General features: G+C 56.6%; 13 protein-coding genes. 5 read left to right on the forward strand and 8 right to left on the reverse strand.

What is annotated here, in order from left to right; genetic code table 11:
- Positions 1–6: 6 nt before the first annotated feature.
- The 8 genes from BFV97_RS15180 to ubiE all read right to left on the reverse strand — a co-directional run bounded on the left by BFV97_RS15180 (position 7) and on the right by ubiE (position 8956).
- Positions 7–1650 (reverse strand): amidohydrolase, encoded by a 1644-nt coding sequence (locus BFV97_RS15180; protein WP_069301237.1) that lies wholly within the window; start codon positions 1648–1650, stop codon positions 7–9.
- A gap of 61 nt (positions 1651–1711) precedes the next feature.
- Positions 1712–2737 (reverse strand): ABC transporter substrate-binding protein, encoded by a 1026-nt coding sequence (locus BFV97_RS15185; RefSeq protein WP_069301238.1) that lies wholly within the window; start codon positions 2735–2737, stop codon positions 1712–1714.
- Between the two features lie 5 nt (positions 2738–2742).
- Positions 2743–3564, reverse strand: a complete 822-nt coding sequence (locus tag BFV97_RS15190) for an ABC transporter permease (RefSeq protein ID WP_069301239.1) — start codon at positions 3562–3564, stop codon at positions 2743–2745.
- Complete coding sequence (locus BFV97_RS15195) at positions 3557–4459, reverse strand: ABC transporter permease (RefSeq protein ID WP_069301240.1); 903 nt, start codon at positions 4457–4459, stop codon at positions 3557–3559. Before BFV97_RS15195 ends, BFV97_RS15190 begins: the two co-directional genes overlap by 8 nt.
- Positions 4459–5529, reverse strand: a complete 1071-nt coding sequence (locus BFV97_RS15200) for an ABC transporter ATP-binding protein (RefSeq protein ID WP_069301241.1) — start codon at positions 5527–5529, stop codon at positions 4459–4461. The genes BFV97_RS15195 and BFV97_RS15200 overlap by 1 nt, the downstream gene beginning before the upstream one ends.
- 192 nt (positions 5530–5721) lie before the next feature.
- Positions 5722–6603: an MBL fold metallo-hydrolase gene (locus BFV97_RS15205; protein WP_069301242.1), complete on the reverse strand. Its 882-nt coding sequence runs from the start codon at positions 6601–6603 to the stop codon at positions 5722–5724.
- A 78-nt stretch (positions 6604–6681) separates the two neighbouring features.
- Positions 6682–8205, reverse strand: a complete 1524-nt coding sequence (ubiB, locus tag BFV97_RS15210) for a 2-polyprenylphenol 6-hydroxylase (protein WP_069301243.1) — start codon at positions 8203–8205, stop codon at positions 6682–6684.
- 1 nt (position 8206) lies between these two features.
- A complete protein-coding gene (gene ubiE / locus BFV97_RS15215) occupies positions 8207–8956 on the reverse strand; it encodes a bifunctional demethylmenaquinone methyltransferase/2-methoxy-6-polyprenyl-1,4-benzoquinol methylase UbiE (RefSeq protein WP_069301244.1) in 750 nt (249 codons plus the stop codon).
- Positions 8957–9063: 107 nt separating this feature from the next.
- Here ubiE and mutM point away from each other — a divergent pair, with 107 nt between their 5' ends.
- The 5 genes from mutM to dnaA all read left to right on the forward strand — a co-directional run bounded on the left by mutM (position 9064) and on the right by dnaA (position 13438).
- Positions 9064–9936, forward strand: coding sequence for a bifunctional DNA-formamidopyrimidine glycosylase/DNA-(apurinic or apyrimidinic site) lyase (gene mutM / locus BFV97_RS15220; protein ID WP_069301245.1), 873 nt, complete (start codon positions 9064–9066; stop codon positions 9934–9936).
- A 74-nt stretch (positions 9937–10010) separates the two neighbouring features.
- Entirely contained in the window at positions 10011–10787 is a 777-nt protein-coding gene (locus tag BFV97_RS15225; RefSeq protein WP_069301246.1) for an enoyl-CoA hydratase, read from the forward strand.
- Between the two features lie 96 nt (positions 10788–10883).
- Positions 10884–11150, forward strand: coding sequence for a 30S ribosomal protein S20 (gene rpsT, locus BFV97_RS15230; RefSeq protein WP_069301247.1), 267 nt, complete (start codon positions 10884–10886; stop codon positions 11148–11150).
- 459 nt (positions 11151–11609) lie between these two features.
- The gene (locus BFV97_RS15235) at positions 11610–12047 is read left to right on the forward strand and encodes a rhodanese-like domain-containing protein (RefSeq protein ID WP_069301248.1); all 438 of its coding nucleotides are present in this window, start codon (positions 11610–11612) and stop codon (positions 12045–12047) included.
- Between the two features lie 17 nt (positions 12048–12064).
- Positions 12065–13438 (forward strand): chromosomal replication initiator protein DnaA, encoded by a 1374-nt coding sequence (dnaA, locus tag BFV97_RS15240; RefSeq protein ID WP_069301249.1) that lies wholly within the window; start codon positions 12065–12067, stop codon positions 13436–13438.
- Positions 13439–13461: the final 23 nt, after the last annotated feature.

A 13461-nucleotide genomic window follows, 5' to 3' on the forward strand; every position in this document is an offset into this window, starting at 1 on the left:
TGCCTGTTACGCGCGGTAGGTGATCCGCCCGCCGCAAATGGTTGCAACCGGACGGGCTTTGCCCAGTTCCTCCGGCGCCACACTTTCAAGATCGGTGTCCATCACCACCACATCTGCCATCATACCGGCCCGCAAGCGGCCCTTGCGGTTCTCGTTGAACTCCACCCAAGCGTTATCGCGGGTATAAGACGCCAGCGTGTCCCGCAGGCTCTGGCGCTGATCGGGCCAGTGATCGGGCAGATCCACACCGGCAACAGCCCCCTGGATGGTCGGCATCACGTCCACCGGCACCACCGGCCAGTCGGTCGAGAATATCACCTTGGCGCCGCTGTTGCGAATAGTCTGCCATGCAAAGGCGTGTTGATACTGGAAATCATGCAGCAAACTGCCCTTCTCATAAGGCGGAAAGAACCCGCCAAGCGGAGAGTGTAGCGGCTGGATCGACGCCACCACGCCAAGTTCGGCAAAGCGCGGAATATCGTCGGGATGCACGGTTTCGATATGTTCGATCCGGTGGCGGCTGTCGCGCGGGCCATTGGCGCGGCGGGCCGCCTCATATCCGTCAAGCGTCTGGCGCACGGCAGCATCCCCGATGGCATGCACCGCGATTTGCAGCCCCATCGCGTCAATGCGAATACAAGCTTCGTCAAAGTGTTCGGGCGAAAACAGGGGCGCACTGCAACTGTCAGTGCCCGGATAGGGCTGCAACATATAGGCAGTGCGGCTGTCGATCACCCCGTCCATGAACATCTTGACCCGCGAGGACCAGACCATGTCGCCATTATACCGCGCACGCATTTCAGCGGCTTCTGCGATCCGGTCCAGCGGGTCGGTGTGTTTCAGGTGCATCGGCACTTCGGTCCGGCACAAAAGATCCCCGTCTTCCTCTAATGCGGCCAGCAGTTCAAGTTGGTAAAAATTACCGTCCATATTGTGCAGGCCGGTGATCCCGTGAGAGGCGCAATGCTCTAGCCCCCGCCGCATGACCGCCTTGTCCCCTGCCCGCTCTTTTGCCGTTACCGCAGGTTCGGGGTCCGCGCCGGTCATCAGGCCCAGCATCTCTCGTCCGCCCAGCGCGGTGCAATCGAGGACCGCCTTATAAGCACCGGGTTCGCGCAATTCGCCAGCGGCGGTGCCGTCCTTGGCCATCACGACTTCGGACCCTTCATCCACCTCTGCGCCGTGCAACAGACCCGCCATTTCCAACGCCTTGGTATTGGCCCAAACCGTGTGATGATCCGAGGCCATTGCCGCAAACGGGCGGTCCGGCATCGCCGCATCCAGATCCTGACGGGTGATCGGGCGGTCGCCCATCGCGTGATAGTCTATGGCGCTGGCAAAGAGCAGCGGATCATCGGGTCGGGCTTGCGCATAGGGTCGCACGGCCGCCGCGATTTCATCCACGCCTTCAGCGCCGTAAAGGTTCAGATAATCCAGTTCTGCCGCGCCCTGAAACAGATGCACATGGCTGTCGATAAAGCCGGGCAACACCGTGCCACCCGCTGCGTCGATCACTTTGGCCGTGCCCGCGATTTCCTTGATTTCAACGGTACTGCCCACAGCGGCAATCACACCGTCCTTGATAGCCAGCGCTTCGGCGTCCGGCCCGTCAAACGTGATGACGCGGCCATTCAGGATTACCAGATCCATTCTATCGGTCCTTTGAATAAAAAACGGCGCACCCCGTCACAGGATGCGCCGAAACGGGGTCTTATTTTTGCAGCTCGGTCCAGATTTTAGTGTAAATCTTGGTCGCTTCCGGCGGACATACCTCTGCGACATAGGCCGCACCTTTCAGATCCTCGGGGATGTTCACCTCCGGCGCATCTGCCATATCAGCGGGCATGAACTCTTGGGAGCCTTTGATCCCGTTTGCATAGCGGGCAAACTCGGAAATCAGCGCCGCATTTTCTGGGGCCATAATAAAGTTCATGAAGGTTTTGGCATTATCGGGGTTCTGCGCATCGGCCAGAATAGCCACATTGTCCATCCAGACGGGGAAACCTTCCTGCGGATAACCAAAGACGATGTCCTCATTTTGCAGGCGGGCGCGGAAGGATGCGCCGTTCCAGTTCACACCGGCTGACAGGTCGCCCTTGGCGTATTTCTCAATCGCACCGTAGTCAATTGACAGCCAGTGCGGTTTCGCCGCCATCAGCGTATCGCGCACTTTTTTCAGCACGTCCTTGTCAGCGGTACATTGTTCGCCGCCAACATATTTAATCGCCATACCCATCACATCGTTCATTTCGGGAACAACGTTGATCTTGCCTTTCAGCTCCTCCGGCGGGTCGAGAATGATGGCCGAAGTGTTCGGATCGCCGTCATAAACCGAGGTGTTCACCGTCACGCCCACAGTGCCCCATTGCCACGGCACCGTGTAATTGCGGCCCGCATCAAAGGCGACATCCACCCATTGCGGGTCCATGTTTTTGAAGTTTTCCATCTCGTTGGGCTTGGCTTCCATCAGCAGCCCTTCGTTGATCCAGATCGGAACGTATGTGCCGGAAGGCACCACAATATCAAACCCGTGACCGCCCGCCTTGATCTTTGCCAGCGCCGTATCGTTGCTGTCGTAATCCGTCACCGTCACCTTGATGCCGGTCTCTTCTTCAAATTTGCTGATCAGATCGGGGTTTGTATAGTTGCCCCAGTTATAGATGTTCAGCTCGCCATCTGCAAAAGCAGGCACGCCCAGCGCAGCCGCAATTCCGATAGTCGTTACCAACGTTTTCATGGCAGTTACTCCCTGTTCTTTTGTGGTCCGCCCTTGGAAAGTAGATAGAACGCGATCACAAGAGCGACTGAAATCGCGAGCAAAGCTGTCGAAATAGCGTTTACTTCGGGTGAAATCACACGGCGCATTTGACCGAGCATATAGGTCGGCAGCGTATCCTGCCCTGCGGATTTCACAAATTCGGTAATCACCACATCGTCCAGCGATATGACAAAGGCCAGCATACTGCCCGCCAGAACGCCCGGCCACAATTGGGGCAGCGTCACACGGCGGAACACCCGCCAAGGCGTGCCGTATAGGTCCGCCCCCGCCTGTTCGAGGTTCAGGTCCATCCCCTGAAGCCGTGCGCGGATCGGCATATAGGCAAAAGGAATGCAAAAGGCGGAATGGGCGATAATCAGATACATCAATCCGGTGTAGCCTGTCGCCACTTTGATCATGGCAAAGAAGATCAGCAGCGCCACCGCTGTAACGATCTCGGGGATCATCAGCGGCTGGTTGATCAGCGCAAAGACAAAGGTGTAGCCACGAAACCCTCTGGTGCGGGTTGTGGCCAGTGCCGCCATCACTGCTGCACTGGTGGCAATCACAGAGGCGCTGGTGGCGATGATCAGCGACAGGATTGTTGCGTCCTGCACTTTTTCATTCTGCCATGCCTTCACATACCACTGCCACGAAAAGCCTTCCCAGATCGCGATGCTTTGGCCTGCATTAAAGGAATAGACCACCAGCAGGATGATCGGCAGGTAAAGCACGAGAAAGCACAACAGCGCAATGGGCACAAATCCGGTCTGGCGACGGACATCAAACGCGCGGGATTTAGCCATGGGACATCTCCTCACGACCGGCGGCGCGGACGTAGATAATCAGTGCGATCATCACAATCGCCAGCAAGGTGATCGACAGTGCTGCGCCAAGGGGCCAGTTCCGCCCCTGCCCGAACTGCAATTCTATCAGGTTGCCCAGCATCAACTGCTTGCCCCCGCCCAGCACACGGGGCGTGACATAGGCCCCAAGGGATGGCACAAACACAAGGATCGACCCCGCTATCACACCGGGTTTCACGATTGGGAAAATCACCCGCCGCAACACCCGCCAGCGCGAGGCGTAAAGATCATAAGCCGCCTCTACCAATGAAAAGTCGAACCGTTCCATCGCGGCATAAATCGGCAGCACCATCAGCGGCAGATAGACGTAGAACATGCCCAAGGTGATCGCAAATTCCGTAAACAGCATCTGGATCGGCTGGTCGATAATCCCCAGCCCGATCAGCAGCGAATTGACCACCCCTTCGTTGCGTATAATCTCCATCACCGCGAAGGTGCGGATCAGCAGGTTCGTCCAGAAGGGGATCATGATCAGCAACATCCAGATGTCGCGCTTGTCTTTGGGCCGTGTCGCAATGAAATAAGCCGTTGGAAAGCCGACAATAAAGGCCACCAAGGTTGTCATCAGAGACAGTTTCACAGACCGCCAGAAAATCGACAGATGGGCGTCTGAAAAAGATAAAGTGTCATCAAAAAAGTCACGCTCTACCACCACATTGAACCATGCATCGGTAGAGAACTTCCAGATGACACCGCCGTAATCACCCGGGGTCAGGAAGGAATAGATTACCACGATCAGCAACGGTCCGGAGGCTGCGAACAGAAGGATCAGCAGCGCCGGAGACAGCAAGAGCCAGCGGCGGCGGGTGGCTTGGGTGTCGGATGCCTGTGCCATCAGTCCCTCAGAACCTGACCGACGCCCGCATCGAAACTGATGCCGACCTTTTCACCCACTTCAAAACGCTCGCCCGCGTTTGGCTGGTTCTGCTTGCGCACCACAAAGGCCGAACCCGCATCAAGCGTTACGTGATAGTGGGTGTCCGTGCCAAAATAGACGATATTTTGCAAAACCCCGTCGAGCAGACCGCTCTCTTTGGTCAGTGTGGCGTGTTCGGGACGCACCGCCAAAGTAACCGCACCGGACTGGTTGCCGCCCTGCACGGCCCGCGCCGCAACAGACTTGCCCGATGGCAGGGTTACGGTTGCGACCTCTCCGTCAACAGACTGAAGCGTCGCATCGAGAAAATTCGTATCCCCGATAAAATCCGCAACAAAGCGTTCGGCGGGGTGATCGTAAATGTCTTTCGGCCCGCCAATCTGCAAAATCCGGCCCGTGCTCATCACTGCGATGCGGTCGGACATGGTCAGGGCCTCTTCCTGATCGTGCGTGACAAAAACAAATGTGATGCCGGTTTCCGATTGCAGGCGTTTCAGTTCGATCTGCATTTCCTTGCGCAGCTTGAAATCCAGCGCCGACAGCGGTTCGTCCAGCAGCAGGACTTTCGGGCGCGGGGCCAATGCGCGCGCCAGCGCCACCCGCTGTTGCTGGCCACCGGAAATCTGGCTGGTCATCCGGTCGGCCATTGGTGTCATCTGCACCAGTTCCAGCATCTCGCCAACGACCTGTTTGATCTCTGCCTTGGGGCGATCCTGCATTTCCAGACCAAACCCTATATTCTGGGCCACGGTCATATGCGGGAACAGCGCGTAATTCTGAAACACCGTATTCACAGGCCGCGCATAGGGCGGCAGCGGCAGCACATCCTGCCCTTCGATGGTCAGCGACCCGCTGGTGGGATCGACAAACCCCGCGATAGAGCGCAGCAAGGTGGTCTTGCCACAACCTGACGGACCGAGAAGGGTAAAAAATTCGTTTTGACGTATCTCTACGTTGATGTCGTCAAGGGCGGTGAAAGCATTGGCGCCTGACCCGAAGGTTTTCGACAGACCGGAAATTTCAATCATTGTGCCTCTGCTACTTGGCTGGAGCGGTGTTCTTCCAAACGGCCCCAGTTGGCGCCGTCCACCGCCTACCTTAGCGTTAACTGTCGGTCCGGAGTCAACGAGTTTGTTTTAATTAACCGGCCAAAATTAACACATTTCGAGGCGCAGATTTAACACCCGCCGATTTCCGTAAAATTATTGTAGGACAATAACTTACAACCCGTTCACCGGAACCCTCAGCATCGGGTTTCCGTCGTCATCGGTCGGCATGACCCCCGCACGCATGTTCACTTGCAAAGAGGGAATGATCAGCTTGGGCATCGCCAGTTGCGCATCCCGTTCGGTGCGGAATTTGATGAATTCCTCGCGCGTTTTGCCGTTGCCCACATGGATGTTGTGGCGCTTCTCCTCCCCCACGGTGGTTTCCCATTTGATGTCCCGTCCGTTGGGTCCGTAATCATGACAAATAAACAGGCGCATGTCGTCCGGCAGGGCCAATACCTTTTGGATACTGTCGTAAAGCTGGCCTGCATCACCACCCGGAAAATCCGCCCGCGCCGAGCCACCATCCGGCATAAACAGCGTATCCCCTGTAAAGGTAGCATTGCCGATCACATGCACCATACAAGCAGGGGTGTGGCCGGGGGTGTAGATGGCAAAAGCCTCCATCGTGCCGATTTGATAAGTGTCCCCGTCCTTAAATAGGGCATCAAACTGCGATCCGTCCCGCTGGAATGCGGTGCCTTCGTTGAAAATTTTTCCGAAGGTTTCCTGCACCTCCATGATTTTTTCACCAACGCCAATCTTACCGCCGAGTTTTTCCTGAATATAAGGCGCAGCACTCAGGTGGTCGGCGTGGACGTGGGTCTCGATGATCCAGTCAAGCGTTAGCCCGCGGCGGGTAATTTCAGAGATCAGCCCGTCCGCATGGTCATAGGTTATCCGTCCGGCGGCGTAATCAATGTCCATAACGCTGTCGATAATCGCACAGTGATCGCTGTTCGGGTCCTTGACGATATAGCTGACCGTGTTGGACTCTTCATCGAAATGGGCGGAAACCTCTGGTTTGACGTCCATATTTACCGGATAGGCCATCTGCAATTCTCCGCAAGTTGGGGCATTCCCGTGCGAGTGTTGCACAGGTGAAGCCGCCGCCGCAAATGCAAATCGGGTCTAGTCCAGTGCCGCCACAAGAATTGCCACAAATGCGCCGCCCAGCACAAACCACGCCATCTGTCGCCACCGCGAAACAGGGCGGCGGGGCTCTGGCGGGGCGGCCGTGCGCAACAGGGCGTTTTCCACCAGTTGCGGCAGTTGCGGTCCAAACCGCGACAAGGTGCGCATGGTCCGGCCCAGATCGCGGACAATCGCCTTTGGCCCCAGATTGTCGGTGATGTAGGTTTCAACAACAGGTTTTGCCACTTCCCAGATGTTCAGCGACGGGTCGAGCGACCGCCCCACCCCTTCGACAACCACCATCGTGCGTTGCAACAGGATCAGTTCGGTCCGGGTTTCCATGCCAAAGCGTTCTGTCACGTCAAACAGATGCGCCAGCAGCCGCGCCATTGAAATTTTAGTGGCATCCTGACCGAAAATCGGCTCCCCGACTGCACGCAGGGCAAGGGCAAAGGCTTCGACGTCCTGATGGGCAGGCACATATCCGGCCTCAAAATGCACTTCGGCCACGCGGCGGTAATCCTTGCGGATGAAACCGATCAGGATTTCCGCATAAACGCGGCGGGTGTATTCGTCTATCTGCCCCATGATCCCGAAATCAAGCGCGACGAGATCACCGTCCGGCCCCACCTTCAGGTTGCCCTGATGCATATCCGCATGAAAGAAACCGTCCCGCAGCGCGTGGCTAAGAAAGACCTGCACAATCCGCGCGCCGAGCGCTGGCATGTCATATCCCGCCGCTCGCAGCGCATCTACATTGCTCAGGCCGATGCCTTCGACCCATTCCAGCGTCATCACGGAACGGGCAGAATGCTGCCAGACCACGCGGGGCACGCGAAAACCGTCATCGCCTTCGGTATTGGCGTGGAACTGGTCGGCGGCACTGGCCTCCATCCGCAGGTCCAATTCGCCCTTCACCACGGATTCAAAATGGTTGATCACCTCTGTCGGATGCAAACGACGACTGGAGGGGGACAGCAACTCTATCATCTGGGCGGCGAAATGAAAGGCGTCGATGTCCTTGCGGAAGGCCCGCTCGATCCCGGGGCGCAGGATTTTCACCGCAACATCCTGCCCGCTGTCACGCAAACGCGCATGATGCACCTGCGCGATAGAGGCCGCAGCGACTGGTTCGGAAAATTCGGAAAATACCTGCTCGACGGGGGCGCCCAGCGCGTGTTCGATCTCGTTACGGGCCTCATCCATCGGAAAAGGGGCGATCTTGTCCTGCAAGACCTGTAACTCCCGCGCCATTTCAGCCCCGACCACATCGGGGCGTGTGGACATCAACTGGCCGAATTTGATGTAGGCCGGACCAAGTGCTGTAATCGCCCGCAGCATCGGCGGCTGGGCCGGATCCCCTTTCAGGCCAAGCCATGCAAACGGCCAGCCGAGAATACGTGCGGCAAAGCGCACGGGTGCGGGAGCGTCCACCGCCTCAAGCGCCATTTTCATCGCGCCGGAGCGTTCAAACGTGGCGCCTGTGCGGATCAACCGCCAGATATTATGAGGTCCGCGCATATTAGATTTTCCACCCGCTGTGCAGCGCGGCGATACCCATCGTCAGGTTGCGGTACTTGGCATTTTCAAACCCCGCATCCTTTACCATCTGCAGAAACCTGTCCTGATCAGGGAATTTGCGGATTGATTCCACCAGATACCGATAGCTGTCCGCGTCATTGGCGATGATCTTGCCCATCGGCGGGATGATATTGAAAGAGTAGCGGTCATAGGCCCATTGCAGCGCGGGATTCGGTATCTGCGAGAACTCCAGCACCATCAACCGCCCCCCCGGACGCAACACGCGGTAAGCCTCGTTCAAGGCTTCCTGCGGGCGGGTGACATTCCGGATACCAAAAGAAATCGTGTAAACATCAAAACTGTTATCCGCAAAAGGCAGCGCCATCGCATCGCCGCAAACCCAGTCCAGATGATCGGCCATATCCTCGGCCTCGGCCCTAAGGCGCCCCGCATCAAGCATGCCTTGTGTCATATCAAACACGGTTGCGTGGGCCTGCGGTGCGCGTTTCAGGAACCGGAAGGAAATATCCCCCGTCCCCCCCGCCACATCCAGCAGCTTTTGCGGACCCCGCGGTGCCAGCCAGTCCATCATCGCATCCTTCCAGATCCGGTGGATGCCCATAGACATAGCGTCATTCATAATATCGTATTTTGACGCCACATTGGAAAACACCCCGTGTACCATGCCCGCTTTGGCGTCTTCATCTACGGTCTGAAACCCGAAATGGGTGGTCTTTTGCGATTCGGTCATGGTCTGGCCCTCGGGTCTTGTGTTCGGACTATATATAGGGTGATTGAAACAGAGGAAATGCGGCATGGTTGTTTGTCGCAGTTTATCCACCGAATACGGAGAGGCCGATGCCCGAACTTCCAGAGGTAGAAACAGTGCGGCGCGGGCTGGAGCCTGCAATGGTGGGCAAGCGCATTGCACTGGCTGACGTGCGCCGTCCCGACCTGCGCTGGCCTTTTCCTGAACGTATGGCAGACCGTCTGACGGGGGCGCGGATCGAACGGTTGCGCCGCCGCAGCAAATACATTCTTGGGGATCTTGATACGGGCGAAACCCTTCTGATCCATCTGGGCATGTCAGGCCGGATGCTGATTGCCCCGCCAAACACAGACAACGGGCGCGATATGCTGGGGGAATTCCACCACCTGCACCCTGCCCCCGAAAAACACGATCATGTCGTGCTCGATATGGAAGACGGCACGCGGATCACCTTTAACGATGCCCGCAGGTTCGGCGCGATGGACCTGTTTGCAACCGAATTGGGCGAGGCACATAAACTGCTCGCCGTGCTCGGGCCGGAACCTTTGGGCAACAGTTTTGACGAGGCCTATTTCAAAGCCGCGTTAAAAGGGAAGAACACACCGATCAAATCCGCCCTTCTGGATCAGCGCATCGTTTCGGGGCTGGGCAACATCTATGTCTGCGAAGCGTTGTGGCGCACGGGCATTTCCCCCCTGCGCAAAGCAGGTGGTATCAGTAGTGCGCGACTGGCCTCTCTGGTGCCAGCGATTCGTCAGGTGCTGGCCGAGGCCATCGAATCAGGTGGCTCTTCCCTGAAGGATTACCGGCAGACAGACGGAGAATTGGGGTATTTCCAACACAGCTTTGCGGTCTACGGACGCGAGGGCGAACCCTGCAAGACGCCCGATTGCGCGGGCAATATCAAACGGGTGGTCCAGTCGGGGCGGTCGAGCTTCTACTGTAACACTTGCCAGCGCTGATTTGGCCGCAGGCTTGAAACCCGTGCTGGGCGTGATAAGGCTGGGCGCCTGAGAAACAGCAAGTGAGTGCTCTAATGGGCTATGAAACCCTGATTGTAGACATCGACGACCACGTGGGTGTGATCACCCTCAACCGGCCGGATGCCTTGAACGCCCTGAACCAGCAACTGCTCAAAGAGCTGTCTGCTGCCCTTGGCGTAATGCAAGAGAACGAGAAAGTGCGCTGCATCGTTCTGACCGGAAGCGAGAAAGCCTTCGCAGCCGGTGCCGACATCAAGGAAATGTCCGAACAGTCTTTCGTCGATATGTTCTCGTCAGACTATTTCACCGCCGAAACAGAGGCGATCCTGCGCTGCCGCAAGCCGATCATCGCAGCCGTTTCGGGCTATGCGCTTGGCGGGGGCTGTGAACTGGCGATGATGTGTGACTTTATCATCTGCTCGGACACGGCCAAATTCGGCCAGCCCGAAATCAACCTTGGGGTTATTGCCGGTATTGGCGGCTCCCAGCGGCTGACCCGTTTTGTCGGTAAATCAAAGTCTATGGAAATGCACCTGACAGGCCGTTTCATGGACGCAGAAGAGGCTGAACGCTCCGGTCTGGTGAGTCGAATCGTTCCGGCCAAGAAGCTGATGGAAGACGCAATGGCCACCGCTGCCAAGATTGCCGAGAAATCCACACTGGCAACAATGGCCGTAAAAGAGGCTGTTGACCGCTCTTATGAAACCACGCTGCGCGAAGGCATTTTGTTTGAACGCCGCTTGTTTCATTCACTTTTTGCCACAGAAGACCAAGCCGAAGGCATGTCTGCCTTCATGGAAAAACGCTCCGCGAAGTTCCGAGGCAAGTAACCCGCAAACTTTCGCGCTTCAGACCGTTGACTTATTGGCAAACTGGTCCTAGAAGCGCGTTTCATCTTTCGACTCCGTAAGATCAGGATATTTATAATGGCTAACTCGCCACAAGCGAAAAAACGTGCGCGTCAAATCGAACGCCGCACCGAAGTAAACAAAGCCCGCCGCTCGCGGATCCGCACTTTTCTGCGTAAAGTAGAAGAAGCGATCACTGGTGGCGATCAGGCTGCTGCCGCTGCTGCTCTGAAGGCTGTTCAGCCTGAAGTAATGCGCGGTGTCACAAAGGGTGTTCTGCACAAGAACACAGCCAGCCGTAAAATTTCGCGCCTGTCCGCACGCGTGAAAGCAATGGCCGCCTAAACCGGGCTGCCATCGGCGTACACAAAAGATGCAGGGCTTCTGGGCCCTGTTTTTTTGTGCCTGATCGACAGGAACCGCCCTGTTGCGGTTCTGCTGTGTATTTCGATCACACCTCCCCCCCCCCTGTGTTATCACGGATGTTCCGCTTTTGGTCCCGTTGCCGGAATCGGTAACGCCAACTAGATTGATCTAACAGTCACGGACTTCGCACCCGGGGCATTTCTGAGATGGGAAAACATGAAAAACGCCACCCGCCAGTGGTGTGTTTTCGCGTGCGAAATCGAAATTTTTCCAATTATTTCAGGATGTTACATAAGTGCAGATTCGGAAATCAATTTGCGAGTCAACAGAGAAGAGTCATTGTCCGCTCCGCATCGCAGTTGCTATCAACGACGAGTGATTCACCGCACAGCGGAGAATCGAAGAACAGAATAGTCTTTGAATCGGGGCAGGCACATCATGACAAACAAGGTTTCAGAAGTTGAACCTATGCTGGCTTGGGAAATGCTGCGCGATCACGAAGATTCCGTATTGGTGGATGTGCGCACGCAGGCCGAATGGTCCTTTGTGGGTCTCCCCGATCTTTCTGAGCTGGGCAAACAACCGCTGCTGATTCAATGGATGACCTTGCCCGCTATGCAACAGAACCCGGACTTTCTGGACGGGCTCTTAAACCAGTTGGACGGTGCTGCGCCGTCCCGGATTCTTTTTCTGTGCCGATCAGGTGCCCGTTCTATGGCTGCTGCATCACTCACCGCTGAGGCCTTTGCTGCGCAAGGCAAGACAGTGGAATGTGTGAATATTGCCGAAGGGTTTGAAGGAGATCTGAATGAAAACCGTCACCGCGGGGATCTGAACGGCTGGAAGGCAAGAGGATTGGCCTGGCGGCAATCTTGAATACTTTTGGGGACAGAATGAAAACTGATGTTTGGGGCTCAGTACAGGACCGGCTGCGCGATGATTTAGGGGCAGATGCTTATAAGAACTGGATAGAACCACTGGTTTTTGAAGGATTCGAAGCAAATATTGCCCGTTTCAAAGCGCCCACCGGATTTCTGGGTAATTGGGTATCGCGGAACTATTCCGATAAAATACAAATGCTCTTTTCAGAGCATGGTGCCGATGTGGCGCGCGTTGAATTTGCAACAGGTGTTGCAAAGAAGGCCGCCACCCAAACGAGCACCGCTGCCAAGGCGCCAAAGGTTGCAGAACCTGTGGTCCAATCCCGCGCAACCGGATCTCCCGAACTGCCGGGCGCCCCTCTGGACGCACGCTTCACCTTTGACGCTTTCGTTGTCGGCAAACCGAACGAGCTGGCCCATGCCGCCGCCCGTCGTGTGGCCGAAGGCGGACCTGTCACCTTTAATCCGCTGTTCCTTTACGGGGGCGTTGGCCTTGGTAAAACCCATCTGATGCACGCCATCGCCTGGGAAGCCCGCAACCGCAATCCCGACGCCCGTGTGCTTTATCTGTCGGCCGAACAGTTTATGTACCGATTCGTTCAGGCGCTGCGGTTCAAGGACACGATGAGCTTTAAAGAATTGTTCCGCTCGGTAGATATTCTGATGGTGGATGACGTTCAGTTTATCGCCGGCAAGGACAGCACACAGGATGAATTCTTCCACACGTTCAACGCGCTTGTGGATCAGAACAAACAGATCGTGATCTCGGCCGACCGTGCGCCGGGGGAAATTGACGGTCTGGAAGAACGCATCAAATCCCGCCTGCAATGGGGTCTGGTTGTTGACCTGCATCCGACAGATTACGAATTGCGGTTGGGCATCCTGCAAACCAAGGCGGAATCCCAAGCCCAGCACTATCCCGAGGTCAGCATCGCCTCTGGCGTTCTGGAGTTTCTGGCCCACCGGATTTCCACCAACGTGCGGGTTCTCGAAGGGGCGCTGACACGACTGTACGCCTTTGCCTCATTGGTGGGCCGCGAAGTAACGCTGGATGTGGCTCAGGAATGTCTCGCGGATATTTTGCGGGCAACCGATCGCAAGGTCACAATTGATGAAATCATCCGCAAGGTTGCGGACCATTATAACATTCGCATGACGGACATCCTCAGCCCGAAACGCGCCCGCGCGGTGGCCCGTCCCCGTCAGGTTGGCATGTTTCTGGCCAAAACCCTCACGTCGAAATCCCTGCCCGAAATCGGGCGCAGGTTCGGCGGTCGTGACCACACCACCGTGATTCACGCGGTGAAAAAGATCGAGGAACTGCGGGCTGTAGACAGCCAGATCGCAGAGGACGTGGAAATGCTGCGCCGGATGCTCGAAGCCTGACGCAACGCGAAAATCGTGGTTAA

This window comes from Neptunicoccus sediminis (assembly GCF_001719615.1).
GTDB classification, from domain to species: Bacteria; Pseudomonadota; Alphaproteobacteria; order Rhodobacterales; family Rhodobacteraceae; genus Amylibacter; species Amylibacter sediminis.